This is a genomic window from Natrinema amylolyticum (genome assembly GCF_020515625.1).
Lineage (GTDB): Archaea > Halobacteriota > Halobacteria > Halobacteriales > Natrialbaceae > Natrinema > Natrinema amylolyticum.
This window is the reverse complement of sequence record NZ_JAIWPJ010000002.1, coordinates 28722-53890: the sequence shown is the minus strand read 5'-3', so window position 1 is coordinate 53890 and position 25169 is coordinate 28722. Positions and strand designations below refer to the sequence as shown.

Genomic DNA, 25169 nt, shown 5'->3' with positions numbered 1-25169 from the left:
TCGACCCCCTCCCCTCGAGCGTGCAATCGCTCGAAGCCGAACTCGAGGAGGCCCGACAACTCGCGATCGACGACCTCGCGGACGCGATCGAGTCGATCGGCTTCGAGTGTACCCGCTGTGGCGCCTGTTGCAAGGGCGAGGCCGAGGACGACCACACGGCGACCGTCTTTCCCGACGAGGTGCGCGATCTCGAGGAGAGCGAGAGTCACGACGGCGACTACGACTGGCGCGACGTTGCCCGACCCATGCCCTACGGGCTCTCGGAGACGGAGGAGGGTGGCCTCGAGGGCGAGACCTTCGAGTGGGCGCTCCAGACCGACGATTGTGGCGACTGTACCTTCTACGAGGAAGACGAGTCGGGTACGGGAGCCTGTAGCGCTCACGACGACCGCCCGCTGATCTGTCGGACCTACCCGTTCAGCGTCGCCCTCGCGGGGACCAGCCAGCCGATGGGCGAGGCCGTCGACGAGGCGGGCGTGGTCCGCGCCCACGAGTGCGAGGGACTCGGCCGGGACATCTCGCGCGACGACGCCGAGGAGTTGGCTCGAGCGCTGAAGGAACGAGCGGTGCGAGAACTCGAGGAGGCCATCGCGGTCCGGGACGAGTACGCACCCGCCGATCCCGGCCCCGGCGAGGTCGTCGTCCACGACTCCGAAGGCGCAAAGCGGATCGACGGGACGCCGCTCGAGGAGTAAGACAGGGGTAAATCGCCGCGGCTCGAGTAGCGAATCGGATCAAAACGGGCAGTAACAGCCACTGTACGGCGCGCAGAGCGCACCGTTTCACCGAGCGCGAGCAGCGCTCGCGCTCGGCCATTTCGCTCGGAATTTTGCGCGAGATCGGCTTCGCCGACCCGAACGCAAAAACGGTCTCCTCAGAACGTGTCTTCGATGATCTCGCCGACGGCGAAGTTCGACTTGACCTCGGTGACCTCGATCTTGACGCGTTCGCCGACGTCGGCTCCGGGCACGATGATGACGTAGCCGCGTTCGACGCGGGCGATGCCGTCGCCCTGTTTGCCGATGTCTTCGATCTCGACGTAGCGGGTTTCCCCGACGTCGACCGGCGGCTGCGGTTCGGACGGCGCGCTCTGGGGTTGGGTAGTCGCCGAGACGTCCTCGCCGTCCCCCTCGTCCTCCCGCGAAATGAGCGCGACGCGATAGACCTCGCCGGGGTCGATGTCGCCGGTCTCGACCTCCTGACGGGGTACCTCGATAACGTATCGATCCTCCTCTTCCGAAACGTCCGTACTGAACAGACACAGCAGTTTGTCAGATATTTCCACAGGCAGACCCTCAGTTTCACCTCAGATTCGCCTCCATAATAGAACTACCGACACCGAGCCGTCAAGTAACGGGGAAATCGTCTCGAATGGATTCTCGACGGACTCAGTCCGCGGGCTCGAGCGGCCGCGTCGTCATGAACTGCGTCAGGTCGAACTCCGTCCCGAGGTCGGCGTCGGCGATCGACCCGTAGGGGCGGTTGACGACGATGTCGCCGGCGGTGCTGTCGCCGATACCGGGGATGGCAGTGAGTTCGTTCATCGAGGCCGCGTTGAGATCGAGCGGGTAGGGGACGCCGGTCACCGAGCGGTAGCCGTGATCGACGACCGCGATATCGATCGTCTGACCGAGTTCGCGCTCGCCCGGAATCCCGACGAGCAGGGGGTAGGTACCCAGTTGTCGGCCGAAGGTCTTGCCGTCCTGGTGGTACTCGAGGTGGACGTCCGGGAGGACGGTTCCCGGCGGCGCGACTCGCTCGAGCATCGGGTTGTCGATCTCCTCGCGGACCTGCTTCTTGTACCGTTTGAACAGCTGTTTGTGTTCGTTCGCGATCTCGGCCCCGGTATCGCTCATGTCGGTGCCGTCGAAGGCCATCACCTGCCGGATGTTGATCCGGCGGAGCATGTAGCCCTCGTCGTAGACCCGCTGGAGGAACTCGCGGTTGCGCTCGTAGGTCTCCTCGCGCTCGCCCTTGAGCCCGTGCAGGAGATTGATCCCGGGGAGGAGCTTGGGGAGCCGTCGCGGCGCGTCGTCGCCGAAGGTGGGCGCATCCGCGGGGTCTTCGCCGGGCCGCCAGCCGGCCTCCTCGTTGACGATCCGAACCGCTTCGAAACACTCCTCGGCGGTGACGTTCAGGTTGTTCTCCTCCTGGACGACGGGGTCCGCCGACTCGAGGCCGAACGCGGCGGTGTCGCCGGGCGTGTTGTGTTCGGCGATGATCCGGATCCCTTCGCGGCTCTTTTCGGGCCACTCCACGATCGTGATGGGGTTCATGTTGTCGAGGTGGAGTGTTTCGAGGTCGGGCGCGACCTCGCGAATCCCGCTGTAGAGCTGGCGCAGGGCGGCCGGGTTCGGCGCTTCGCCGTCGCCGCCGTAGGCGAGAATGTCGGCCTGCCGACCGATCCGGAAGTGTTTGACGCCGTAGTCCGAGAGGGCGTCGACCTCGCCGACGACCGTCGGCGGCGGCCGAAACTCGGGGTTGCCATAGAGCGGCTCCGTACAGAACGAACAGCGATACGCACAGCCCCGCGAGGTCTCGAGTTCGCAGATGAGATGCTTCGGATGGTTCGGGTGCTGCTCGACGATGAACGCGCCTTCTTGGGCCCACCGCGACACCTCGTCGATGTCACGCATTCGGTTGTTAAAGCCCTCGAGACCGCTCTTGACGAGGTCGTGGACGGCGGCCTCGACGTCGCCCTTGGCGACGAAATCGAAGTCTAAGTCCTGGCGTTCGGTCTCGGTCGCGCCGGCGTTCTCGTCGCCGACGCCGAACTTGACGGGGCCGCCCATCAGGCTCGTCCCGTTGGCGGTCCAGGCCAGTTTGCGGACCTCGTCGGGTTCGGCCGGCGTGCCGCCGACGTACTTCCCGGGAACGGTCATCCCGCCCAGATAGAGCAACAGGTCCGCCTCGTCGACGTCCCGCCAGTAATCGGGCTCGTCGCGAAGCCGATCGATCGTGTGATAGGTGATCTGCTCGCGCGGGACGCCCGCGTCGACGAGCGCGCCCGCCGCGTACCGGGGGTACGTCGAGATGTACGGCGGCACCCCGAAGTGTGCGGGCTCGTCGACGTAGCCGTCGACGATCGTCACCGACAGCGTCTCGGGGTCAGTCATGGCTCCCGATAGCGCCTCGAGCGATAAAACGGTGACTACACGCCGTCGACCGCGCCTCGAGCGTTCGGTCGGGAGCCGCGACGAGTCACCGCTCCCGCTCGCGGGTCAGCGTCACTCATCTTGCGACGCGGCCGGAGGACAGATCTCGCGTGCGATGACCGTCTCCTAACCGCATTCGTCCCGTTGCATTAATTTAATACGCCTTAGTCAAGTTGTATGATACAGTCACAACGGGCGAGAGAGCGGTCGCCAGAGAGGGGAGGGCTGCGTCCATCTGGGTCCGTTCGGGTCCACAGACCGAACGTCACGAGTCACGTCACTGAATCACCGGTTCGGGTCCCGCACTCATCGGGACCCCTTCCAGACGCCGGTCGTAACGGACCTGCGGTTCGTCGCGATGACGCCTCGAGTGTCATGAACGGGAGAACACCTATTCGATCGGTGCTGTGCGTCGGTCTCGTCGCGGTGCTCGTCGCGACTGTAATTACTACGGGAGCGACGGCGACCATCGGTTCCGGGACCGACAGTGCAACGGTAACTGGAGCGGACGACGTACGGCCGTCGCTCACGGTCCAAGACGACTCTGACGATCCGGACGATCCTGATGACCCAGATGATCCGGACGATCCCGATGATCCCGATGATCCTAACGACCCCGACGGTTCCAACAATACGACCAATACCAACGAGACATCCGATACCAACGAGACGTCCACTACCGACGACACGGCTGATTCTGATGACTCCGACGAATCTGGTGACTCCGACACGACCGCAGATACCAGTAACACCACTGATTCGGACGATACCGAAAACACCTCTGATACCAGCGATTCGAATGACCTAGACGATTCGGACGATCCAGACGACCCAGATGATCCGAATGACTCGGATGATCCGGACGACTCAGATGACCCGGATGACCCGAATGATCCTGACGGTCCAGACGATTCGGATGATCCTGACGATTCGGACGACCCTGACGACTCCGGCGACTCTACCGACACCGATTCTGACAACCTCGACGACACCACCGCCCCTGACGACCCCGATACCACCACCGGCCCCGACGACACGACCGGCTCGAGTAACGGAACCGAACCCGCGTCCGACGGCGATGAAAACGAATCCGCGTCCGACGACGATAGAAACGAATCCGCGTCCGACAGCAGTGGAGACAAACCCGCGTCTGACGGCGGTGAAACGGGGACGAGCGACGAGGCGAACGACGGCGGAGCGACGGTAACGGAAGCCGACGAGACGAGTAGTGATGGCGGTGACGAAGCGCCGCCGGAGACGCCGCCGAACGGTGGCGAAGCGGCCGGGATCGCGCTCGCGACGCTGCTCACGGCGGCCGCGGTCAACGCCTCGGCGGCCGGGGGCGCGTCGCTCGCCGTCGGACAGTCGTCGTCACTCGGGGGGACGGTTCGGCTGGCGACGATGACCCTCGAGCAGACCCGCGCGGGCGACTACTGGCGATATCTCGGGTCGCTGTTCCGGTACAGCCGGTTCGACGACTCCGATCCGCTCGCACACGAGTCCCGAGCGGCGATCTATCGAGAGGTCGGGGACGATCCGGGCGTCTCCCTCTCCGAACTCGCGGCGGCGACCGACGCGTCGCTGTCGACGGTCCGTCACCACTGCCGGATTCTCGAGGAGGAAAACCTGATTCGGTCCGAGAAGGTCCACGGAAAGCGCTGCTATTACCGGTCCGATGCGGCCGACGAGATCGATATCGCGCTCCGGACGGCGCTCGAGAAGCCGGCGACCCGTCGACTCCTCGAGACGCTTGCGGATCACGGGCCGGCACAGACGACGACGCTCGCGGACGAGCTCGACCGAGATCCGAGCACGATAACCCACCACCTCTCGACGCTGGAGGGGGAGGGGCTCGTCGTCAGGGATCGCGACGGACCGGCGGTGATCAACCGGCTCGCGTCGGACGTCGAACTGCCGGCCGAGCGAGGGCAGTCGGCGACGGAGTGAGTTCGGAGAGCGGTCAGCGAAGCGGTGAGACGGGTGCGATCGGGGCGATGCCTGCAGTCGCCGTGGGTGAAGCCAATGTTGATTAGTTCGGCCCTCCAAGGGCCGATATGCCTCCGACGGAAGAGATCCTCTGTACCGCCGAGGACTGTTTTCTCGACATCTTCGAGAACCACTACACCTACGACGTGCCCGACGATTTCGACGTCTCGGAACTGTCGTGTCCGGTCTGTGGCGGCACCGACTGCCTCGAGCGGGTGGAACTCTGAGCGGTGTCCGTCCGGCACCCCATCCCAGCGGGATCGGCCCGAGAACGGGCGACCCTGTCAGACCTTTCTTTTGAACCCGACGAAAGAGATATCAATGGGGCTGTCATAGTCCTCAGTACGGTCATGTCTGCCATGAACTCTCAGACCTTTCTCTCGGTCCCCGCGACCGCCGCCGGCGACGTCCGCACCGTCCGAGGTGACCCCCCGTGAGCCTCAAAGATCTCGGTAAATCGGTCGGACACGCGCTCTACCGACAGGTCGGTCGCGCGAACGGACGCGTCCAGAACCACCGATCGCTCCCCGTCGACATCCTCGAGAACGACGCCTCGTATCGCGTCGTCTTCGATGCACCCGGCGCCGAACCGGACGACGTTCAGGTCCGCTACCTCGACGGAAACGTCAAGATTCGGATCGACCGGTTCCGGCAGTTCCACGAGGGGTACGAGATGCGGTTCCCCGGCCGCGGAATGTCGCTGAACGGCGAAGCCGAGTTGCCGACCGACGCCGTCGTCGAGCCGGACGCCGGGACGGCGCGGCTCAGCGAAACGGGAACGCTGAGCGTCGAGATCCCGAAGGGGTCGTCGGTCGGAGACGCCGACGCGACCGACGACGCCGAAGCCGAGATCGAATCGGACCGCGAACGGGATTCGGATACCGGAACGGAACCGGTCGCGATCGACGACTGACTCAGGCCCCGTCGAGTGCCATTCCCTCGACGACGTCGAACGCCTCGTCCCCGTCGAACCGGGTCGGATCGAAGGCGTCGATCCCCGACCCGCCGAGTATTTCTTTCGCGATCCGCTCTCCGATCGCCGGCGCGCGCATGAAGCCGTGGCCCTGGAATCCGGTCGCGACGTAGAGTCCGTCCGCGACCGCGCCGACCAGCGGGTCTCGGTCCGGCGTCGCCGTACAGAGGCCGGCCCACGCCCGCTCGAGATCACCGTCTGCAACGCCGGGGACCCGGTGTGCGACCCGCTCTCTGAGGTCGGGAGCAAAGGTCGGATCGGCGTCGCGATCGTACGCGTCGGGATCGGCCTCGCGTTCTTCGGTTCCGTCGCCCGCGAGGAAGCCGTCGGCGTGGGGTCGCAGGTAGAAGTCACCGGTCGCGTCGTAACACATCGGTTCCGCGAGGTCACCGGTCGCGACGAGCGCCTGCACGCGATAGGGTTTCACGGCGAGGGAAACGCCCACGTCCGCGAGCAATCGCTTCGTTCGTGCGCCCGCGGCGACGAGCACCGCATCGACCTCGTGGACGTCGCCGTCCGGCCGAACGACTCGCGGCGGCTCGGCTCGCACGTCGACCGGCGTGTCGGTCTCGAGGGTCGCGCCGGCGCCGGTGGCCGCGGCCGCGAGACAGGCAGTGTACCGAGTCGGATCGGTGTACCCCGCCGCGCCAGCGATTCCCGCGACTGCGACGTCGTCCGTCCGCAAGGCCGGGAATCGGTCCGCGAGTTCGTCGCTGCCCATTTCGAAGGCGACGACGTCGTTTTCCTGCATGCGACGTACCTGCTCGCGGATCGCATCGGCACCGTCCGCGTCGCCCTCGCGGGCGAGCCAGACGTAGGGACACTCAACGAACGGGAAGGTGTCGTCTCCCGAGAAGGCGCGGAACCGTTCGATCGCGTCGGCCGCGATGTCGGCGTCGAGCCCGTCCGCGAAGGCGTCGTAGCAGATCCCCGCCGCTCGCCCGGTCGCGTCGCTCGCGACGGAGTCACGATCGTAGAGGGTCACGTCCGCGCCCTCGCTCGCGAGGTCGTAGGCCGCGGTCGCACCGACGGCACCCGCACCGACGACCGCCACCTCGAGACCCGCTCCCCGCTCGGTGAACGCGTCCGCACCGACGGCCAGGTCGGGCTCGTCCGCACCGCTCATGGCCACTCACTGGCCGGTATCGTTCGGTGGGGGCGACTCGAAACGCGACCGCTGGGCGTCCGCGCGTCGTCGGAATCGGCTTGCATAGCCCCTACTCGAGTCGGGACTCACTTACCTCTGGGTGGTTACGGGCGATTTCGCGATCGGGACGGCTCGCGTCGAGCGAGCCGGTTCATCGATCGAACCCCGTCTCGGTGTCGAGACGGGAGGAAAGGGGGTACGACGGCAGGTCGGGCCCATGGTTCAGTGCCGTCTCTCCTGCCGTATCCCACCGTATTCTACCGTCACACATACTATTGTTCCCAAACTAATTTGGTATCTCCAGTTTCCGAACCGGACGAGCCGGTGACAGCTCGAGGCGAAAGGGGGTCGAGACGATATCTGCGGGCCCGACCCGTTCGGAACCGAACGCGGCACGGTTCAGGTGACGTACAGGGAGTATGCGATGACGAGAAAGCCGGCGAGAACGAGGAGGCTCTCGAGCAGGATACCCGTCATCAGCGCCACATTGAGGAGTTCGTACAGCATCCCGGCGAGGACCAGACCGAGGGTGACGAGGCCGAATCCGAGCGAGAGGTAGCCGAGTGCCGGCTGGCGGGTCCGCCGGTAGGCCTTGTACGCGAAGAACGTGATCACGCCGCCGACGATGAGGACGAGCGTCTTGACGACCGCGAGCGCGATCGCAGTCGGCATTGCCGCGGCGGAAGACGACATACTGTTCTCGTTTCGATATCCAAGACCTGTACCAAGAACCTTGCCGTTCCCGTGAGATATGGGCCGTGGCAGCGATCCCCGTAACCAGTCGCCGCCGCGGACGGTCGAGCCGGACGACCGCCAGCGAGTTACAGAGATACCGGGAGAACACCGACGGCTTTCGCTGCGGGGAGAGTCCGCCACATCACAATTCCCTTCCCGACCGCTGACGAGCACTCACCCATGTCAGCAGACGAAACGCCGACCGACGCCGAGGCCGCCTGCTTCGAGGCCGGTATCAAGTTCGGCTCGCTCTACCACCAGTTCGCCGGAACGCCGCTCTCGCCCGCCAGCGCGCCCAGCCTCGAGACGGCGATGGCGGAAGCGATCGAGAACCAGCCCCACTGTCGCGAGGTGACCGTCGACGTCCGGATCGACGAACTCGAGGCCGCGCTCGCCGAGTCGACGGCCGACTACACCGAACTGACCGGCCACTTCCTCGAGGTCGAGATCGTCGTCGACTACGAGGGCTGCGAGGTCGTCACCCGCATGGAGATGGAAGAGGGCTATCCGCTGATGCGACTCGAGTCGGTTCGAGAATAGGCGAGGACGGCGTTCGGGTACGGTATTGTAGAAAACAGACGGGTCGGACCTTGTGAGTGCTCGCCATCGACTTTTGACGCGGACTCACATAGGTCGCTCGATGGGACCTGAACTCTCGATCGACACCGACTGGAACAGTCTGTACATCGACGGCGAGTGGACGGCCTCCGACGGCGACGAGGAGATCCCCGTCGAGGACCCCTCGACGCGCGAAGAGGTCGCACGCGTGCCGGCCGCCGTCGAGTCGGACGTCGACGCCGCCTACGAAGCCGCCGCTGACGCACAGAGTGAGTGGGAAAAAGCGCCGCCGGCCGAACGCGAGCGGATCGCACAGGGGTTCGCGCGGACGCTCCAGGAGTACGAAGACGAGATCGTCGAACTGCTCGCCCACGAGGCGGGCGGTTCGCGGATCATGGGCGAGACCTCGGTGAAGATCACGACCGATCAGGCCAACGAGGCCGCGACGCTCCCCCGTCGGATGAAAGGCGAGCAGGTCGACTCCAACGTCCCCGGCAAGGAGAACTTCGTCCGGCGAGAGCCCCAAGGCGTGGTCACCGTCATCTCCCCGTGGAACTTCCCGCTCAACCTCTCGGGACGGGCGATCGCGCCCGCTCTCGCGACCGGGAACGCGGTCGTCGTCAAGCCCGCCTCGAACACGCCGATCACGGGCGGCCTCCTGATGGCGAAACTGTACGAGGAGGCGGGGCTTCCCGAGGGCCTGCTCAACGTCGTCCCCGGTCACGGTTCTGATATCGGCGACCCGGTCGTCGAACACCCCGAGAGCGACGTCGTCGCCTTTACCGGCTCGACGCCTGTGGGACGGGGCGTCGCCGCGAAGGCCGGCGAGAACCTCTCCGTGGCGGCGATGGAACTCGGCGGCAACAACGCCCACATCGTCACCGCGGACGCGGACGTCGAGGCGGCGGTCGACTCCGCCGCGTTCGGCTCGTTCGTCCACCAGGGACAGGTCTGTATCTCCATCAACCGCCACCTCGTCCACGAGGACGTCTACGACGAGTACGTCGACTTACTCACGGATCGCGCGGCGTCGCTTCCGGCCGGGAGCGCCCACGATCCGGACACGGTCGTCGGTCCCATCATCGACGAGAGCCAGCGCGACGAGATGCTCGGCTACGTCGAGGAGACCGTCGACGCCGGCGCGACCCTCGAGACGGGCGGCGAAACGGCCGAGTTAGACGGCGTCGACGACTCGCTGGTCGTCAGACCGACGGTGCTCTCGGACGCGACCAACGATATGGCCGCCGCGTGTAACGAACACTTCGGCCCGATCGCACCGGTCGTTCCGTTCTCGGACGTCGAGGAAGCGATCGAACTCCACGACGATACCGAGTACGGCCTCTCCGGGTCAGTTCACGCGGGCGACGTCGGTACCGGGATGCAGATCGCGGAGCGACTAGACACCGGGATGGTCCACGTCAACGACCAACCGGTCAACGACGAGGCCCACGTCCCCTTCAGCGGCACGAAGGCCTCGGGCGTCGGCGGCTACAACAGCACGGACATCATGGACCAGGTCACCGAAAAGAAGTGGATCTCGGTCCAGCACGACCGGCGGGAGTACCCCTTCTGATCACCCGGCGGGCACGCAGCCGCCCGGTTGCGTCTCTTCGTCGCCCGGTCGCATATCCCAACGAGTGATCCGACCGGACGGCGGACGTCCGCCGATGACCTTCCTTTCGAAATCCCCCCGTCGTTCGACCGATATCGATCCGCTTCCGACCGATTTCACTTTCACTTTCGGGCTATCTTTTAACCCCGGTGCCCGCAAAGACGGTGACATGAGCCAAGCTACGCTCGGCGACGACGAGGAACTGTTCGGGGAAGCGGCCAACGAGATGCGCGAGGACGTCGAATCCTCGCTCGAAGACGCTTGGGCGGCGCTTCCGGACGCCGACGACATCTGGGAGACCGACGCCGACAACGTGCTGGGCGCGCTCAACGGACTCAACTCGGCGCTCGAGGCCGGCGACGCCGAGGAGGACCTCCGCGACGCGAAGAAGTGGTTCACGATGGGGCAGCGCGCCGATGCCTTCGACGACGCCGCCGACCTCGAGGAAGAGATCGAAGCCCTCGAGGAGGCAATTACGGACATTTCGGCGGCCGGCGAACAGGTCGGCGAACTCACTTCGACGATTCCGGCGCTTCGCGGAACGCTTCAGGACGCTGGTCCCGCGGATGACGCGGACGACGACGCCGAAGCCGATACCGACGCCGCGGACGAGGATGAGAACGAAGACGAAGCCGAGGAGTAGCCGATCTCGTTCCCGTCTCGCTCGACGAATCGATCGCCACCGAGCCACCGATCGAGCCGGTTCCGACCCTATCGGCGCTCGGGCCGCGAGACGTCTCGCTCGGCGACCGCCTCGAGCAACCGAGCCAGCGCGTCGGCGGCCAGCTCGCACAGTTCTTCGCCACGCTGAGCGTCGCCCTCGTCGGGATCGCCGACGACACCGTTTTCCGTGAATTCCGCCGCGTCGTAGGCTAAGTTGACGTAACTCGTCCAGTCGCCCCAGCCGTCGGCAGCGCCGGATCGAGCCTCGTCGATTCGGTCCTCGCGGATCAGTTCCGGCTCGAGGTGGCGCAGGAGCGCCGTCTCGAGGGGGCCGCCGTGACCCATATCGGCGGTGTGTTCGCCGACGCCCTCGAACCAGGTGAAGGGGACGGCGTAGGCGTCGCCGTCCCGCGTGAGGCGGCCGCCGACCTCGCGGAGGGCGTCGACGTTGCCGCCGTGGCCGTTGACGAGGACGACGCGATCGATCCCGTGGTGAGCGAGGCTCTCGACGGCCTCGCCGACGTAGTCGCGGAAGGTGTCCTCGGAGACCCACATCGTTCCGGGGAACTGGCGGTGCTCCTTGGCGATTCCGACCGGAATCGCCGGCGCGCGCACGACCTCGCGGTCGACCCGCTCGATCCCGGCGTCGGCGATCCCCTCGGCGGTCAGCACGTCCGTCCCGAGGGGCGCGTGGGGGCCGTGCTGTTCCGTGCTCCCGACGGGGACGACCGCGAGGTCCGTCTCGAGGTCCCGAACGTCCGTCCACGTCGCCGTTGTGAGGTCCATGGCGGAGTATGCCGCCCGTGTCGACATGAAACCCGCGGTGGCCGATACGACTCGGACTCGACCGTCGGGCGGACGGAGCCTGCATGTTCCCGCCCGAGCGTTATCCACGCCACCGTGGAAGGCAGGCCGTATGAACCGCGGCGCCGGCGTTCTCGAGGCCGTTCGCGAACTCGTCCCGGAGTGGGGTGCGGCCCTCGCCGCGGCCGTGACCCAGCTCGGCGACGGCTGGCTGCTGCTCGTACTCGGGATCGGCGCGTCGTGGGCGGTCGCGTGGCGACGGACGGTCCACCGCGGCCGGCAGTTCGGGACCGATCGTCCCGCTCGGCGGCCGGACGGGGCCTGGATCCTCGCCGTCATCGTCGGCGGGCTGGCGGTGATGACGGCGTTGAAACATCTCTTCGCGTTACCGCGCCCCGAGCTCGCGACGCTCGAGCCGGCCGTCCTCCCGTCGTCGGCTCGGCCGCAGTACCGCTCGATCGCGAGCGCTGGCGGCTACGGGTTTCCGAGCGGCCACGCGGTCGGTGCGACCGTCACTTACGGCCTGTTCGCGCTGGTGCTCGAGGCGGGAACGCGGCGGCTCCGCCTCGCGGTCGCCGCGGTGATCGTCGCCGCCGTCTGTCTCACCCGGCTCGTCCTCGGCGTACACTACCCGCTCGACGTCGTCGCGGGGGTCATCGTCGGCGGCTGGTACCTCGCCGTCGCGTGGCGGCTCCTCGAGCGGTCGCCGTTCGACCGGACGCTCACCGCGTTCGCGCTCGCACTGGGACTCGCCGGCGCGGCGATGGTCGCAAGCGGGCGCGCGGACAGCGCCGTGGCGTACGCGGCGCTCGCGGCCGGCGCGCTCGCGGGCTGGACGCTCGAGAACGCAACGTCGCCGTTCGAGCCGACGGCCGCCGAACGACGTCGAGTAGACCGGCCGGCGCTGCTGGCCGCGTTCGTCCCCCTCGCTATCGTCGGCGTCGGCGTCTCGAACGGGCCGCCGAAACTGGTCGCCTCGGCCGCCCTTCTCGGTCTCCTGTCGATACTGCCGGCGCTCGTATTGCCGCGCGTGACGACGGACGATCCGACGGCGCGCTGACCGCCAGCAGTGGCCACGGCGAACGCAGGCCCAACCCGTTTGCGTCGCCGAACGCTTCCCGTACGTATGCCCGAAGACAGCCGCGAACTCGGCGTCGAACTCGGCGACCTGCAGGAGACGCTCGAGAACGAGGAGTATCCGATCGGTCACGACGAGTTACTCGAGAAACACGGCGACGAAACGGTCGAGATGAGCGGCAACACGACGACGCTCGAGGACCTCATCGGGCCGCTGGGCGAGGACGAGTACCGGGATTACGGGGCGGTCGAGCAAGCGATCACGAACATGGTCAGCGACGAGGCCATCGGTCGGAAGAACTACAGCGATCGCACGCCGCCCGCGGCGGGCGAAGACCGGCAGGACGAGGGGGCCCCGGATCAGGACGACCAGGAAGGGCAGGAATCGTTCTAGGCCGACGGTCGGAAGTCGCGTCTCTCTGACTCGGACCGGTTCGTTCGTCAGTCGTCGTCGCCGACTTCGGTCCGCGCCTGTCTGCGCTGGGCGCGTTCGATGAACTCCTCGGGAAGCTCGTCGATTTCGCCAGCCTGGACGCCCCAGAGGTGGGAGTAGAGGCCGCCGTTCGCGAGCAACTCGTCGTGAGTGCCGCGTTCGACGATCTCGCCGCCCTCGAGGACGAGGACCTGATCGGCGTCCTTGATCGTCGAGAGTCGGTGGGCGATGGCGAACGTGGTTCGATCCTCGGCGAGTTCGTCGATCGAGCGCTGGATGAGCATCTCGGTCTCCGTGTCGACGTCGCTGGTCGCCTCGTCCAGGACGAGGATATCGGGATCCTTGAGGATCGCGCGGGCGATGGAGATCCGCTGGCGCTGACCGCCCGAGAGCTTGACGCCCCGTTCGCCGACCTCGGTATCGTAGCCCTCGGGGAGATTTCGGATGAACTCGTGGGCTTCGGCCATCTTCGCGGCCTCGATGACGTCCTCGCGGTCGGCGTCGAAGGTACCGTACGTGATGTTCTCCTCGACGCTGCCGTAGAAGAGGAAGGTGTCCTGACTGACGTAGCCCAGCGATTCGCGCAGGCTCCGGAGGGTCACGTCCCGGATCCGCTGGCCGTCGACGCGGATCTCGCCCTCGTCGACGTCGTACATCCGCAAGAGGAGCTTGAGGACCGTCGACTTGCCGGCCCCGGTGGGGCCGACCAGCGCGAGCGTCTCGCCGCCCTCGACGGTGAAGTCGATGTCCTCGAGGATCGTCTCCTCGTCGTAGCCGAACGTCACGTCGTCGTATTCGACGCGGCCCTCGGTCACCTCGAGGTCGGGAGCGTCGGGCTCCTCGCCGACCCGGTTAGGTTCGTCCATCAGCCCGAAGATGCGGGCGCTGGAGGCGCGAGCCCGCTGATACATATTGATGATCTGTCCGAACTGGGCCATGGGCCAGATGAATCGCTGCGTGTAGAGGATGAAGACGACGAACATCCCGGTGCTGAGTTGGCCCGAGAACGGGCCCGGCGGTCCCGCGATGACCCAGAGTCCGCCGACGAGGAAGGTGATAACGAAGCCGATCCCCGCGAGGACGCGCAGGCCGGGGAAGAACTTGATTCGCGTCCGAATCGCCCCCCAGTTCGCGTCGAAGTACTCTCGAGAGACGTCCTCGACGCGATCGGACTCGTAGGACTCGGTCGTACTGGACTTGATGACCTGAATGCCCCCGAGGTTGTTCTCGAGGCGGGAGTTGACCTTCCCGACCGTCGAGCGCACCTCGGCGTACTTGGGCTGGATGGTCCGGATGAACAGGTAGGTGAAGACCGCGATCAACGGCACCGGGAGCAGCGCGACCAACGCGAGCTGCCAGTTGATCGCGACCAGGAGGCCGCCGATGCCGAGCACCATCACGAGCAGCCGGAAGAGGGAGTTCATCCCGTCGTTCAAGAACTTCTCGAGGCGGTTGACGTCGTTCGAGAGGATCGACATCATCTCGCCGGTCTGCTTGTCGGCGAAAAAGCCCATGTCCAGGCGCTGCATCTCGTCGTAGGTGTCGGTCCGGATGTCGTGCTGGACGTTCTGGGCGAAGGTGTTGAACCCCCAGTTTCGGGTCCAGTGGAAGACCGCCGAGAGGAGAAACGCGCCGGCGATGATCCCGATCGTCAGCCAGAACTGCTCTATTCGACCGTCGGGGACGTACGGGGCGACGAGACCGCCGCCGACTGGGAACGCTTCGGCGTAGGGGATGTCCTGGCGGATCACGGCGTCGATCGCGACTCCCAGCATGAGCGCGGGGAGCAGGTCCAGGATTCGGGCGAAGAAGCTCGCGATGACGCCGATGACCGCGGCACCCGTGTAGTTCGAGCCGTACTCGAGGAACAGTCGCTTCATCGGATTCTCGACCTCTTCGCGCTGCTCCTCGAACGGATCGTCTTCGTCCGGCTCGGCGGTACTCATTGCCCGGTGCTCAGGGTCCGTCGGCAATAAGGATTATCGACGAACCGACGTACGTTCGGCGGCGACCGCTGCCGGGGCAATCGTCTCGCGCTCCGCGATCGCGGCGGCCCGCTCGAGCGTCACGGAGTCGCTCCGGGTGGCGATCATCCGGTTCGACTCGAGGTCGATCTCGACCTCGTCGCCGACCTCGATGCCGGTCTCGTTCGCGTAGCCGCGTGGCACCTCGAGGACCCACTTTCCGCGCCCGGAGTATCGGAGTTCCTCCCCGTCCTCGCCGGGTTCGGGCGCGCGGGCGTGATGGATCTGCGTGATCTCGCGATCCGCACCGATGAAGATGATGTCGATATCGAAGTCCATCTCGCGCATCACGTAGGTCAACTCCTGTTCCTCGCCGTGGACGAACAACATTCCGTCACCCGACTCGAGCGAGTCGTGGTCGCTCAGTCCGGTATAGCGTTCGGCGGGGTCGTCTGCAACTGCCACGTCGACGGCGGTCTTCGGGTCGCGGTCGCCGTCGGCTCCGTCATTGAAGACGCGGACCGCCCCCTCGTCGGGACCCCACGGAACCGAGACGAGACCCGCCTGAACGAGGACGACCCCGGCGACAGAGAGAACGGCGATCACGAGTAGCCCCTTCCAGACGTACTCGAGTGCCATGCAGGATCCCTGCAGCGCGAGAGAGTAAAGGTTATTCGGACGGACCCACTCGTCTCGGATGCGGGCTCGTGGTCTAGCTGGTTATGACGCGGCCTTTACAAGGCCGAGGTCGGTGGTTCGAACCCGCCCGAGCCCATTTCTCTGGCGAACAACAGTGAGCCAGAGACATGTATGCGAGGGCGGGTTCTAATCAGGGAGCAGCTTTGCTGCGACCGCGGTTCGAACCCGCCCGAGCCCATTTCTGGGGTGAACGACAGTGAGCCACAGAAATGTATACGAGGGCGGTTCGAACTACGGAACGAGCGAGCAAAGCGAGCGAAGTTCAGGTGGTTCGAACCCGCTCGAGCCCGTTTCCGTGGCGGACGACAGTGAGATAGAGACATGTGTGAAGGCGGATTCTAATCAGGGAGCAGCGAAGCTGTGCCCGTAGTTCGAACCCGCCCGAGCCCATTACTCCTGCTGCGAGCAAATCCGCGAGCAGCAGGTGTGTGACGAGAGGGCGGTTCGAACTAGACGAGACGCGAGCAACGAAGTGAGCACGTCTCGGCGTAGTTCGAACCCGCTCGAGCCCTCTCACGTTCGAACCTCCTGCAGCGCGTCTCTCGAGAATCGTTCGAGCGGGGCAGAATAGTCGTCGTCTCGTTCGACGACGAGCGAGCGCAGTCGCACCCTCGAGTCGAACTAATCAGTCACTACCGTCCGCGTACCGAGAGCGGTCACTGTTTGAGTCGCGCGACGTTCTCTCGGATCTGGCCGAGGAGTCCGTCTCCGGATTCCGTCTGGAGAGCGGCGTGCAGCGTCGAATTCTCCGGTTCGTCCTCGACGACGATCTGGAGGTACGGCTCGAGCTGCTCGAAGTTGTCCGCGAGGACGACGGTGTGGTTGTCCTCGTTGTGGTCGACGACGCCGGCGTCGTCCAGTTTCGGGACGTGGCACTGGACCGACGAGACGTAGACGCTCTTGTATTCGTTTTTCGCGACTTCGTCCGGCGGAACGTCGTGTTCCCAGCCCGCAACCGTCTCCGCCAGCGTCGAGAGTTCGATGGGGTCTTCCTGACCGCGCAACGCGTAGAGGAGGTACCGCCGGCGGCGGTTCGCCAGCAACTCGAGGATGGTGTCGGCGTCGAGTTCTCGCGCCTCCTGACTCGAGGTAAGGGCTGCCATAACAAGCTATTACCCCCCAGTGCGGAAAAGGGTGTCTTGAATATCCGAAATTCCAACAGACAGCGGGTAATCACGTATGGATGTCCCCGTATTGTCCGCGTTACTCGTTTTTCCAACACTTACTCGAGTCGGCGGACCATCGCGGAGTATCGTGTAAGCGGTATGGAAAACCGATATCGATTCGAAATCCTTTTTTATACCCTGGACGGAGGATGGAGTAGGCCGCCTTAGCTCAGACTGGGAGAGCACTCGACTGAAGATCGAGCTGTCCCCGGTTCAAATCCGGGAGGCGGCATCCCCTTCTCGGTTCGCATGCCGTACTCACGAACCTCGTACTGGGTAGTCGCTACGCTGGTATTCGCAAGGGGAGTGAGCGCGGATACAGCCGACCGAGACCGCGCCTCTCGAGTTCGCGGCGCAGTCCCCTTTGCCGAGCGCGGTCTCGACCCGTTCTTCGCGTGTGACCGCCGGATCGAGGACGAGGACGGGAGTCAGTACGCTGAGATGAAATTCGAGCGGTTAGTGAAGCGGCCGCTCAGGACGTCCGTGTGACGTCTGCGCGTCGACTCGCGCCCTGATTTGTTGGATCGCAGAACGAGTTCGAAATGGATCTGCACGGCACTCGAGCGCCTCGGCGAAATGTCGGTCGAATCTGTTACGTCTATGTAGATTTATTTATTCTGAGTACTTCGGTCGTGATCATGGGTGATGATCGATCAGCGGTGACGCGTCGCCGGCTCCTGACGACCGGGACCGTCGCCTCGCTGGGGGGAGTGGCGGGTTGTTCGGGGCTGCTCGACTCCGACGGGGAGTCAGAGACGCCCGGTGAGACCGAGACGGCCGCGGCGTCCGAATACAGCGGGCCGTTGCAGGTGAACGGGATCGAACGGATCGACGACGGCGGTGGACGGACAGTTAGAGTCGCCGTAACGATCGAAAACACCGACGAAGAGGCTCACCGGGCCGACCTCGTCGTCGCATTGTCTCACACGGAGGCCGAGGGGGCGATCGACCGCGATCGGCCCGTGTTGTTGGCGGCCGGACTCGAGCGGGAGGTCGTCCTCTCGTTCCGGCCGCAGTTCTTCGGGGAGAACGGTCTCGACCGCCCGGAGAGCGGCGAGTTTCGATTCGACGGGACCTTCGAGAACGACGAGGTCCTCGAGGCGTATCCGGGACTCGTGACGCCGTCGGAGCGGTCCGCTATCGATGGCGGGAACGCGTGGCCCAGTGTCGCGTACGATCCGGGCACGACGGCCCACAATCCGGGGACGGAGGGGCCTCGCTCCGAGCCGACGGCGGCCTGGACCGAGTCGGCGGTCGAGTACGCCTACGACGCCTCGGGGCCGGTCGTCGCGGACGGTACCGTCGTCGCCGGCCGGTCCGTTCGGGCGCTGTCCGTCGACGACGGCGGCGAGCAGTGGGTCCACGAGGGTCCTCCCCGAACCAGTCCCCTCGCGGTCGGCGACGGTGCCGTCGCGTTCGGGACGCCGGAGGACGTTCGCGCCCTCGAGGCGGGAAGCGGTGAGGTTCGGTGGACCGTCTCGTCCGACGGCGATATCTGGCACGGGGGGCCGACCGTCGCGGACGGTCAAGTGTACGCGACGAACGGGCAGCTACACGCGATCGACGCGGCCGCGGGCGAGGTTCGCTGGACGGCTGACGTCGGGGGACCGCTGGCGGGGCCGCCCCCAGTCTCCGACGGCGTCGTCGTGGCCGGCGGCGACCCGCTCCGCGCGATCGACGCCGAGACGGGGACCGTCCGGTGGAGCGTCTCCGGCGGCGAACCAGTCGCTGCCGCGGCGATCGCTCACGATACCGTCTTCGCACTCACCCCCTCTCAACTGGTCGCGCTCGACCTGGCCGAAGGACGCACGCGCTGGTTCGCGCCGGGCCCCTTCCACGGGGAGCGGATCGCCGTCGGGAACGGATCGGTGTACGCACAGCGCGCCAACGATTATCGAACGGTCTCTATCGACGCCGCGAACGGCAACGCCGAGTGGGTGTCCGGAGCGACCGACGGCGTACTCGGGCCACTGTCGGTCTCGGACGGAGTGTTGGTCGTCACCAGCGAACAGGGAACTCTCTACGGGTTCGACACGGAGACGGGCGAGACACTATGGGCGATGAGCGTTCCGTCGGGCGTTCCGGGATCGCTCTCGGTGGCGGACGGCGTCGCCTATTTCAATGAACCCAACGGACCGTTGCGCGCACTGAGCGGCGGAGACTGATCGCTGCGACGGTCTCTCGCCGAATCACCGGTCCGATATAATCGTCAGAGAGTTGCGATACGATAACTTATTATTACCGTAGAATAATCGACAGCCGTGAACGTGCTCGAGATAGTCACGGAGATGGTCGAGGGGTACATCTCCGGCGGAGCCGAGGAGGCGGTGGCAGAGGGCGTCGAAGAGACAGCGGAAGAAGCGACCGGTCGGGACCTCTGACAACGAGGGCCGCGCCGTCCGCGAGCCGCGGTTCCATCGTCGCGGGTTGTCAACAGTTTAGTGACGTCCCTGGGACGGGTACGAGAGATGCGTCTCTTACAGATCGCCGTCCCCATCGGCAAGCGAGACGCCGTCGAAACGATGCTCGAGACGGCGGACGTCGAGTATTTTCTCACCGAGGAGACGTCGCGTCGGGACTATAGCGCGCTCGTGTTCGTTCCGACGGGTCCCGAGGACGTCGAATCGATCGTCGACGAACTCCGGGAGCTCGGCGTCCAACGGGAGGGGTACGTGACGATCAGCAAGCTCGAGGCGGTTCTCTCCGACGAGTTCGAGCGACGGCAGAGCGAGCAATCGACACCGGCGGCGGACGACGACGAGACCGGCGGGCGGATCGCGCGGGAGGAACTCCGGGCTCGAGCCGCCGAAGTCGCGCCGGCGACTCCCAACTACGTCCTGTTCACGGTCGTGAGTACCGTCATCGCGACGGCGGGGCTGTTGATGAACAGCGCGGCGGTGGTCGTCGGGTCGATGGTGATCGCGCCCCTCATCGGGCCGGCCATCGCGGCCAGCGTCGGCAGCACTCTCGACGACGACGAGCTGTTCCGAACCAGCGTCAAATCACAGTTTCTCGGATTAGTCGTCGCAGTCGCGAGCGCCGCCATCTTCGCGGGGCTCGTCCGCGTGACGGTCTATCCGGAACTCCAGATCCAACTCATCGAACAGGTGGCCGAGCGAGTCAACCCCGGTGCGCTCGCGCTGGTCGTCGCGCTCGGGGCCGGTGTGGCCGGGGCGATCTCGTTGACGTCGACGACGAGCGTCGCACTCGTCGGCGTCGCGATCGCGGTCGCCCTCATTCCGCCGGCCGCGACGGTCGGACTCGGGATCGCCTACGGGGACGTCACCGCCGCGGTGAGCGCCGGGATTCTCGTCTGTATCAACGTCCTGTCGATCAACGTGGCGAGTCTCGGAACGCTCTGGGTGCAAGGCTACCGGCCGGAGCACTGGTTCGCCGAGCGGACCGCCCGGCGCGCCGTCATCCGCCGAGCGGCACTGCTCGTCGTCGCCGTGCTCGTGCTGTCCTCGACGCTCGCAGTGACGACGGTCAATCTCTCGAACAACGCCGAGTTCGAACGGACAGTCTCCGATATCGCGGCCGATACCGACGCCCGCGTCCTCTCGGTCGAAGTCGCCTATCGAACCGACCTCTTCCTCCGTCAGCCGACGACGGTGACGGTCCGTACCGTCGGTGGAGCAGGGGGAACGGCAGTGGACCTTCGAGACCGCATTCGCGCCGAAACGCGGCGCGACGTCGACGTGGTCGTAATTCGCGAAGACGGCGATATCTCGACGGCACGGCAGCGTCAGTCGGCGGTTCCCGTCCAATTACCGTCGGATAATCTCGACCCGCGAGGATCCGTTTTCCACTGATCGAGGCGTGAGAGCGCTGCCGCTCGAGCCGAAACGACCGTTCCAGAACAGGAAAGGAATTAATACAGTCTGGTCGGGATATATATCCATATGTCCAACGTATCAGAATCAGCGGGGACGGAGACGGCGACGGTGGAGTCGAGCAGAGTGGCGCGAGTGCTGAACCTGTCGATCCTCTTCGTCGGTATCGGCCTGTACGCGGGGATCGGTTTCGCGATGTACTACCTCCAAGTGTTCTCGGAACACCAAATGACGTACTTCGTCGTCGGTGCCGCTATCGGGTTCATCGGACTCCTCCTCTGGCTCGTCACTCGATAACCGCGCCTCGAGACGCGAGGTGACCGGCTCCGCTCGATAACCGGCATTCCGTTCGGGGAAGCCCACTTCTCAAGAGGCGCGAGACTGTCAGTACGCCCGTGAGCAGCAACTCGATCACAAACGAGAGCGACACGTTCGAGATCGGCGATTCGACCGTCCACCGGCTGGGTTTCGGTGCGATGCGGATCACCGGTGAGGACATCATCGGCGAGCCCGAGGACGAAGAGACCGCACGCGAGGTCGTCCAGCACGCGGTCGACTGCGGCATCGACCTCATCGACACGGCCGACTCCTACGGCCCCGCAGTGAGCGAGCGACTCATCGGCGAGGCGATCGGCGATCCCGACGACGTACTCGTCGCGACCAAGGCCGGCCTGCTGCGCAATCGCGACGGCGACTGGATCCCCCACGGCGATCCGGACTACATTCGCAATCAGGTCCTGACCTCGCTCGACCGGCTCCAGACGGACACCATCGACCTCTACCAGTTCCACCGACCCGACGACGAGGATACCCCCTTCGAGGATTCCATCGCGGCCTTCGCGGAACTCCAGGACGAGGGCGTCGTCGACGAGGTCGGCGTCAGTAATGTCTCCCCCGAACTCCTCGACCAGGCCCGCGAACAGGTCGAGATCGCGACCGTTCAGAACCGGTACAACCTGAACGACCGCGGGAGCAGAGAGGTACTCGAGATTTGTACGGAGAACGATATCGGCTTCATCCCGTGGGCCCCGATCGACGGCGATGATCTGGCCGAACACGGCGACCTCCTCGACGAGATCGGCGAGAATCACGATGCGACGCGACGACAGGTCGGACTGGCCTGGCTCCTCGAGCGGTCCGACGTCATGCTTCCCATCCCCGGCACGTCCGACCCCGACCACCTCGAGTCGAACGTCGCGGCCTCGCAGCTCTCGCTGTCCGACGACGAGGTCCAGCGACTGACCGAGGCCGCCGACTAGGCCCGCGCTTTCGCTGCTTTTCCGCTCGAGCACCCCGTCATCCCTCGATTCGGCCGGCGATGCGCCGGGAGAGATCGGTGAGATAGAACGAGCCCCAGATCGCGGCGACGACGGCCCCGACGACGTCGTAGACGAGGTCGACGATCGTATCGTTCAGGCCGTGCTGGGCGAGGACCGCGTCGAGTCCGAGCCGTTGGGCGCTCCAGTCGATCGCGAACTCCATGAGTTCCCAGACGACGCCGAAGGCCAGCACGAACACGAGGATGAACGCGAACAGCATCGCGGGCGGGACGTAGATCTCGTCGGTGTGGAGATCGATCGCCCGGACGACCGCGTAGCCCGCCGCGGCGACGATCGACGCCGAGACCGTGTGCGTCAGGCTGTCCCACGGCCCGATCAGTGCGTAGAGGCCCGCCGAGCCGAGGACGTGGAGGAACACGGCCGCCGTGAGCCAGAACACGAGTCCCGGCTCGAGCGGCAGTTTGGCGTCTCGCTCGAGGAGAGCGGGGAGGAAGGTGATCGCGAGCGCGATCGCGGCGTTCGAAACTGTCGTCAGGTCTCGGGTAACGATTCCGTACAGCAGGAGGACGGCGAGGGCCGCCTGCATGAGGCGGGAGAGTCGCCTGACGATCTCGTCGGGGGCGTCGAGCCGGTCGCGGAGCAGGGACGGGACGGGATCCGGTTCCTCGTCGGGCGAGGTCTCCCGCGGCGTCGGCATGCGTCGCGTCTCGACATCGTCCGCGCCGTACGACCGGAAGTAGCGGCCGAAGACGACGCCCGCGAGCAGGCCGGCGACCGCCGCGTACCCGAAGTCGATCATCAGCGCACGGTTGGCCGCGTCCTGTGAACGACCGTCCAGAATGTAGTCGGTTCCAAAGGCCACATCGGCAAGCCACTGGGCGACGTTCCACGTCCCGGCGACGGCGAGGGTCGTGAGCACGACGAGCGTGACCGCGAACGCGTGGTTCATTCGGACGGCCGTGAACCGGTCGATCTCGACGCACGCGACGAGCGCGACGGCGGCGACGGCGACGTAGACAGTGATCGACGTCAGGAACGACTCACCGAGCACCGTCGCATCGACGACGGGGAGCAAGACCAGGACCAGCAGCTCCCAGGGCGGCATCACGAGAGGATCGCGAAACGCGGCGGCCGGCAGCAGGACGATCGCGACCGCGAACCCGGTGAACGCGAACCAGCGGTACGAGTCCTCGAGTCCGTACTTGATCGCGAGGGCGACGAGCGCGATCGTGATCACCCAGGCGAGCGCCGCGTTTCGCTGCGTCTCGTCGAACAGCTCACCGAGTCGAGCGTCCGCCATACGTCCCCTACGGGACGACGCCCCTAAACGCGAGAGCATGAGAGAGCCATCGAGCGGTCGGCTGCGCGCTCGAGCGGACTCCTCACCGCCCGTGCCGTCACTCGCCGACGAAGACCGTCTTCAGTCGCGATCCGCAGGACGGACAGCAGAGCGTCTGCCACTTCGTCGGGTCCAATCCGCCCACCGTCTTCGTCCGGCGGGCCTCGTCGAACGGGACGGTCTCTCCGCAGGAATCACAGTCGAAGCTGTCGTCCGTCTCGGTCATCGATCGATGGGACGGTCTGCACGCGCTTTGATCTGTGGACGGCGTCGACCGCCGCGGGTCGTCCGTTCCGTACCGACCGAAGACTGATATTTCAGTCTCGTAACGTTGTCCTATGGTCTCATGTGACGACCTCGAGCACGGACGGGCCCGCGTCAACGGAACGAAACTCCACTACGTGACCGCCGGCGACGGACCGCCGCTGGTGTTGCTCCACGGCTGGCCACAGACGTGGTACGAGTGGCGGGACGTCATTCCGGCGTTGGCCGACGAATACACCGTCATCGCACCCGATCTCCGCGGACTGGGCGATTCCGAAACGCCCGTTTCGGGGTACGACAAGGACACCGTCGCGACCGACGTCCGGGAACTCCTCACCCACCTCGGCCACGGCGACGACCCGATCGCGCTCGTCGGCCACGACTGGGGGATGCCGACGGCCTACGCCTACGCCGCCCAGTACCGCGACGACGTGCGCGCGCTCTGCGTGCTCGAGGCCGGGCTACCGGGGATCAACGAGGACGAGAAACGCAAGCTCTGGCACACGCGCTTTCACAGCGTTCGCGACCTCCCGGAGCGGCTGGTCGCCGGCCGAGAGCGGCTCTATCTCGACTGGTTCTACGGCGAGGGCGCGTACGATCCCTCGGCGATCGACGACGACGCCCGCGAGGAGTACGTCCGCTGTTACTCGCAGGCCGGCGGACTGCGGGGCGGCTTCGAGTACTACCGCGCCTACGAGACCGACGCCGAGCACAACCGGGACCACGCCGAGGATCCGCTCGAGGTACCCGTCCTCGCCCTCGGCGGCGCGGCGTCCTTCCGGGACCTCCCGATCAGGGACATGGAAGCGGTCGCGACCGACGTCGAGGGCGAGGTCGTCGACCGCGCCGGCCACTGGATCCCTGAGGAACGGCCGGCATACTTCGTCGAGCGACTGACGGAGTTCCTCGAGGACACGACGTGAATCGACGGGGACGCAAAATAGCGGCGACTCTCGCGGTCAGTACTGCTCTTTGACTCTGTCTATCTGGCAGTCTATGCAGAGATCGTCGGCGAAACAGGCGATATTGTCGTACGGACACTCGTATTCCTCGACATCGACGGACTGGCGGCGCTTCGCGCGCTCCCACTCCGTCTCCCAGTCGTCGATGTCCATCTCGGCGGAGGTGAACACGACGTCGCCGTCTCGATCCACGATCTTCGCGACCGTGACAGAGTTGTGGTTCGCTTTGACGACGCTGATCGCGTCCTCGTACGATGCACAGCGGACTTTCTCTCTCCCCGTCTCGTCGTCCAGGAGACGGACGACGATGGAGCCGTCAGTCTCCTCCGTCGGCTCCAGTCCATCGGTCATGCCAGCTACTGTTGGACCGGCGCGACAAAAAGTTGCGTTTCGAGAGTCAGTAGTTTCCCCTCGAGTACGTCTCGGTACGTGACCGGCCGAAATCCACTCGAGACGGACCGTTCGGGTGCGAGAATCGAACCGCGATCGTTCCGCTCACTGCGTTCGCCCCACTCCCGG

The 25169-nt window shown here is 65.7% G+C and carries 25 protein-coding genes and 2 tRNA genes; 16 read left to right on the top strand and 11 right to left on the bottom strand.

Translation table 11 applies throughout. The features are described 5' to 3' along the window. Positions 1–20 precede the first annotated feature (20 nt). Positions 21–695: a YkgJ family cysteine cluster protein gene (locus tag LDH66_RS10430; protein WP_226481019.1), complete on the top strand. Its 675-nt coding sequence runs from the start codon at positions 21–23 to the stop codon at positions 693–695. Positions 696–874: 179 nt separating this feature from the next. Here the strand turns inward: LDH66_RS10430 and LDH66_RS10425 are convergent, their stop codons facing one another. Together LDH66_RS10425 and LDH66_RS10420 are read right to left on the bottom strand one after the other, a co-directional pair. Beyond that, complete coding sequence (locus tag LDH66_RS10425; protein WP_226481018.1) at positions 875–1285, bottom strand: TRAM domain-containing protein; 411 nt, start codon at positions 1283–1285, stop codon at positions 875–877. A gap of 103 nt (positions 1286–1388) precedes the next feature. Beyond that, complete coding sequence (locus LDH66_RS10420) at positions 1389–3116, bottom strand: radical SAM protein (RefSeq protein ID WP_226481017.1); 1728 nt, start codon at positions 3114–3116, stop codon at positions 1389–1391. A gap of 414 nt (positions 3117–3530) precedes the next feature. On the opposite strand from LDH66_RS10420, the gene LDH66_RS10415 reads away from it, so the two are divergent. From LDH66_RS10415 to LDH66_RS10405, 3 genes are all read left to right on the top strand, one after another. Next, positions 3531–5102, top strand: coding sequence for a winged helix-turn-helix transcriptional regulator (locus LDH66_RS10415; protein ID WP_226481016.1), 1572 nt, complete (start codon positions 3531–3533; stop codon positions 5100–5102). A gap of 107 nt (positions 5103–5209) precedes the next feature. Next, positions 5210–5368 carry a DUF7559 family protein gene (locus LDH66_RS10410; RefSeq protein WP_226481015.1) on the top strand — a complete coding sequence of 53 codons (159 nt, stop codon included), beginning with the start codon at positions 5210–5212 and terminating at the stop codon, positions 5366–5368. A 206-nt stretch (positions 5369–5574) separates the two neighbouring features. Further along, positions 5575–6054 (top strand): Hsp20/alpha crystallin family protein, encoded by a 480-nt coding sequence (locus LDH66_RS10405; RefSeq protein ID WP_226481014.1) that lies wholly within the window; start codon positions 5575–5577, stop codon positions 6052–6054. 1 nt (position 6055) lies between these two features. Here LDH66_RS10405 and LDH66_RS10400 read toward each other — a convergent pair whose 3' ends face one another. Beyond that, complete coding sequence (locus tag LDH66_RS10400) at positions 6056–7240, bottom strand: NAD(P)/FAD-dependent oxidoreductase (protein WP_226481013.1); 1185 nt, start codon at positions 7238–7240, stop codon at positions 6056–6058. A gap of 420 nt (positions 7241–7660) precedes the next feature. Further along, the gene (locus tag LDH66_RS10395; protein ID WP_226481012.1) at positions 7661–7954 is read right to left on the bottom strand and encodes a DUF7521 family protein; all 294 of its coding nucleotides are present in this window, start codon (positions 7952–7954) and stop codon (positions 7661–7663) included. A gap of 222 nt (positions 7955–8176) precedes the next feature. On the opposite strand from LDH66_RS10395, the gene LDH66_RS10390 reads away from it, so the two are divergent. The 3 genes from LDH66_RS10390 (at position 8177) to LDH66_RS10380 (ending at position 10809) form a co-directional block, all read left to right on the top strand. Next, the gene (locus LDH66_RS10390; RefSeq protein WP_226481011.1) at positions 8177–8536 is read left to right on the top strand and encodes a dihydroneopterin aldolase family protein; all 360 of its coding nucleotides are present in this window, start codon (positions 8177–8179) and stop codon (positions 8534–8536) included. 100 nt (positions 8537–8636) lie between these two features. After that, entirely contained in the window at positions 8637–10127 is a 1491-nt protein-coding gene (locus tag LDH66_RS10385; RefSeq protein ID WP_226481010.1) for an aldehyde dehydrogenase family protein, read from the top strand. Positions 10128–10335: 208 nt separating this feature from the next. Next, positions 10336–10809 (top strand): DUF5790 family protein, encoded by a 474-nt coding sequence (locus LDH66_RS10380; protein ID WP_226481009.1) that lies wholly within the window; start codon positions 10336–10338, stop codon positions 10807–10809. Between the two features lie 68 nt (positions 10810–10877). Here LDH66_RS10380 and LDH66_RS10375 read toward each other — a convergent pair whose 3' ends face one another. Next, positions 10878–11615, bottom strand: coding sequence for a creatininase family protein (locus LDH66_RS10375; RefSeq protein WP_226481008.1), 738 nt, complete (start codon positions 11613–11615; stop codon positions 10878–10880). Between the two features lie 130 nt (positions 11616–11745). Between LDH66_RS10375 and LDH66_RS10370 the strand changes: the two genes are divergently transcribed. Together LDH66_RS10370 and LDH66_RS10365 are read left to right on the top strand one after the other, a co-directional pair. Next, positions 11746–12693 (top strand): phosphatase PAP2 family protein, encoded by a 948-nt coding sequence (locus tag LDH66_RS10370; RefSeq protein ID WP_226481007.1) that lies wholly within the window; start codon positions 11746–11748, stop codon positions 12691–12693. Between the two features lie 66 nt (positions 12694–12759). After that, complete coding sequence (locus LDH66_RS10365) at positions 12760–13104, top strand: DUF5789 family protein (RefSeq protein WP_226481006.1); 345 nt, start codon at positions 12760–12762, stop codon at positions 13102–13104. 47 nt (positions 13105–13151) lie between these two features. Here LDH66_RS10365 and LDH66_RS10360 read toward each other — a convergent pair whose 3' ends face one another. Further along, the gene (locus LDH66_RS10360; protein ID WP_226481005.1) at positions 13152–15089 is read right to left on the bottom strand and encodes an ABC transporter ATP-binding protein; all 1938 of its coding nucleotides are present in this window, start codon (positions 15087–15089) and stop codon (positions 13152–13154) included. 33 nt (positions 15090–15122) lie between these two features. After that, positions 15123–15746: a DUF192 domain-containing protein gene (locus LDH66_RS10355; RefSeq protein ID WP_226481004.1), complete on the bottom strand. Its 624-nt coding sequence runs from the start codon at positions 15744–15746 to the stop codon at positions 15123–15125. A gap of 62 nt (positions 15747–15808) precedes the next feature. On the opposite strand from LDH66_RS10355, the gene LDH66_RS10350 reads away from it, so the two are divergent. Beyond that, positions 15809–15882 (top strand) — tRNA-Val (locus LDH66_RS10350). Between the two features lie 580 nt (positions 15883–16462). Here the strand turns inward: LDH66_RS10350 and LDH66_RS10345 are convergent. Then, positions 16463–16909, bottom strand: coding sequence for a DUF7344 domain-containing protein (locus LDH66_RS10345; RefSeq protein ID WP_226481003.1), 447 nt, complete (start codon positions 16907–16909; stop codon positions 16463–16465). Between the two features lie 221 nt (positions 16910–17130). Between LDH66_RS10345 and LDH66_RS10340 the strand changes: the two genes are divergently transcribed. The 5 genes from LDH66_RS10340 (at position 17131) to LDH66_RS10320 (ending at position 22064) form a co-directional block, all read left to right on the top strand. Further along, positions 17131–17204 (top strand) — tRNA-Phe (locus LDH66_RS10340). A 406-nt stretch (positions 17205–17610) separates the two neighbouring features. Continuing rightward, positions 17611–19137 (top strand): PQQ-binding-like beta-propeller repeat protein, encoded by a 1527-nt coding sequence (locus LDH66_RS10335; protein ID WP_226481002.1) that lies wholly within the window; start codon positions 17611–17613, stop codon positions 19135–19137. A gap of 303 nt (positions 19138–19440) precedes the next feature. Next, on the top strand, positions 19441–20784 hold the full coding sequence (locus LDH66_RS10330) for a TIGR00341 family protein (protein ID WP_226481001.1): 1344 nt from the start codon (positions 19441–19443) through the stop codon (positions 20782–20784). 90 nt (positions 20785–20874) lie between these two features. Further along, a complete protein-coding gene (locus LDH66_RS10325) occupies positions 20875–21102 on the top strand; it encodes a hypothetical protein (RefSeq protein WP_226481000.1) in 228 nt (75 codons plus the stop codon). Between the two features lie 98 nt (positions 21103–21200). Beyond that, the gene (locus LDH66_RS10320) at positions 21201–22064 is read left to right on the top strand and encodes an aldo/keto reductase (RefSeq protein WP_226480999.1); all 864 of its coding nucleotides are present in this window, start codon (positions 21201–21203) and stop codon (positions 22062–22064) included. A 37-nt stretch (positions 22065–22101) separates the two neighbouring features. On the opposite strand, the gene LDH66_RS10315 is transcribed toward LDH66_RS10320, so the two are convergent. Then, a complete protein-coding gene (locus LDH66_RS10315) occupies positions 22102–23385 on the bottom strand; it encodes a DUF2238 domain-containing protein (protein ID WP_226480998.1) in 1284 nt (427 codons plus the stop codon). Positions 23386–23482: 97 nt separating this feature from the next. Then, positions 23483–23650, bottom strand: a complete 168-nt coding sequence (locus tag LDH66_RS10310; RefSeq protein WP_226480997.1) for a hypothetical protein — start codon at positions 23648–23650, stop codon at positions 23483–23485. 112 nt (positions 23651–23762) lie between these two features. Between LDH66_RS10310 and LDH66_RS10305 the strand changes: the two genes are divergently transcribed. Beyond that, complete coding sequence (locus LDH66_RS10305) at positions 23763–24611, top strand: alpha/beta fold hydrolase (RefSeq protein ID WP_226480996.1); 849 nt, start codon at positions 23763–23765, stop codon at positions 24609–24611. Between the two features lie 36 nt (positions 24612–24647). On the opposite strand, the gene LDH66_RS10300 is transcribed toward LDH66_RS10305, so the two are convergent. Continuing rightward, positions 24648–25001, bottom strand: coding sequence for a hypothetical protein (locus LDH66_RS10300; RefSeq protein ID WP_226480995.1), 354 nt, complete (start codon positions 24999–25001; stop codon positions 24648–24650). Between the last annotated feature and the right edge of the window lie 168 nt (positions 25002–25169).

Excerpts from the sequence above, each read along its gene's own strand:
- LDH66_RS10300 (WP_226480995.1), bottom strand. The coding sequence starts at position 25,001 with ATGACCGATGGACTGGAGCCGACGGAGGAGACTGACGGCTCCATCGTC.
- LDH66_RS10335 (WP_226481002.1), top strand. The coding sequence starts at position 17,611 with ATGGGTGATGATCGATCAGCGGTGACGCGTCGCCGGCTCCTGACGACC.
- LDH66_RS10410 (WP_226481015.1), top strand. The coding sequence starts at position 5,210 with ATGCCTCCGACGGAAGAGATCCTCTGTACCGCCGAGGACTGTTTTCTC.
- LDH66_RS10385 (WP_226481010.1), top strand. The coding sequence starts at position 8,637 with ATGGGACCTGAACTCTCGATCGACACCGACTGGAACAGTCTGTACATC.
- LDH66_RS10415 (WP_226481016.1), top strand. The coding sequence starts at position 3,531 with ATGAACGGGAGAACACCTATTCGATCGGTGCTGTGCGTCGGTCTCGTC.
- LDH66_RS10375 (WP_226481008.1), bottom strand. The coding sequence starts at position 11,615 with ATGGACCTCACAACGGCGACGTGGACGGACGTTCGGGACCTCGAGACG.
- LDH66_RS10370 (WP_226481007.1), top strand. The coding sequence starts at position 11,746 with ATGAACCGCGGCGCCGGCGTTCTCGAGGCCGTTCGCGAACTCGTCCCG.
- LDH66_RS10380 (WP_226481009.1), top strand. The coding sequence starts at position 10,336 with ATGAGCCAAGCTACGCTCGGCGACGACGAGGAACTGTTCGGGGAAGCG.
- LDH66_RS10390 (WP_226481011.1), top strand. The coding sequence starts at position 8,177 with ATGTCAGCAGACGAAACGCCGACCGACGCCGAGGCCGCCTGCTTCGAG.
- LDH66_RS10305 (WP_226480996.1), top strand. The coding sequence starts at position 23,763 with ATGGTCTCATGTGACGACCTCGAGCACGGACGGGCCCGCGTCAACGGA.
- LDH66_RS10365 (WP_226481006.1), top strand. The coding sequence starts at position 12,760 with ATGCCCGAAGACAGCCGCGAACTCGGCGTCGAACTCGGCGACCTGCAG.
- LDH66_RS10330 (WP_226481001.1), top strand. The coding sequence starts at position 19,441 with ATGCGTCTCTTACAGATCGCCGTCCCCATCGGCAAGCGAGACGCCGTC.
- LDH66_RS10400 (WP_226481013.1), bottom strand. The coding sequence starts at position 7,240 with ATGAGCGGTGCGGACGAGCCCGACCTGGCCGTCGGTGCGGACGCGTTC.
- LDH66_RS10310 (WP_226480997.1), bottom strand. The coding sequence starts at position 23,650 with ATGACCGAGACGGACGACAGCTTCGACTGTGATTCCTGCGGAGAGACC.
- LDH66_RS10315 (WP_226480998.1), bottom strand. The coding sequence starts at position 23,385 with ATGGCGGACGCTCGACTCGGTGAGCTGTTCGACGAGACGCAGCGAAAC.
- LDH66_RS10360 (WP_226481005.1), bottom strand. The coding sequence starts at position 15,089 with ATGAGTACCGCCGAGCCGGACGAAGACGATCCGTTCGAGGAGCAGCGC.
- LDH66_RS10325 (WP_226481000.1), top strand. The coding sequence starts at position 20,875 with ATGTCCAACGTATCAGAATCAGCGGGGACGGAGACGGCGACGGTGGAG.
- LDH66_RS10420 (WP_226481017.1), bottom strand. The coding sequence starts at position 3,116 with ATGACTGACCCCGAGACGCTGTCGGTGACGATCGTCGACGGCTACGTC.
- LDH66_RS10355 (WP_226481004.1), bottom strand. The coding sequence starts at position 15,746 with ATGGCACTCGAGTACGTCTGGAAGGGGCTACTCGTGATCGCCGTTCTC.
- LDH66_RS10345 (WP_226481003.1), bottom strand. The coding sequence starts at position 16,909 with ATGGCAGCCCTTACCTCGAGTCAGGAGGCGCGAGAACTCGACGCCGAC.
- LDH66_RS10395 (WP_226481012.1), bottom strand. The coding sequence starts at position 7,954 with ATGTCGTCTTCCGCCGCGGCAATGCCGACTGCGATCGCGCTCGCGGTC.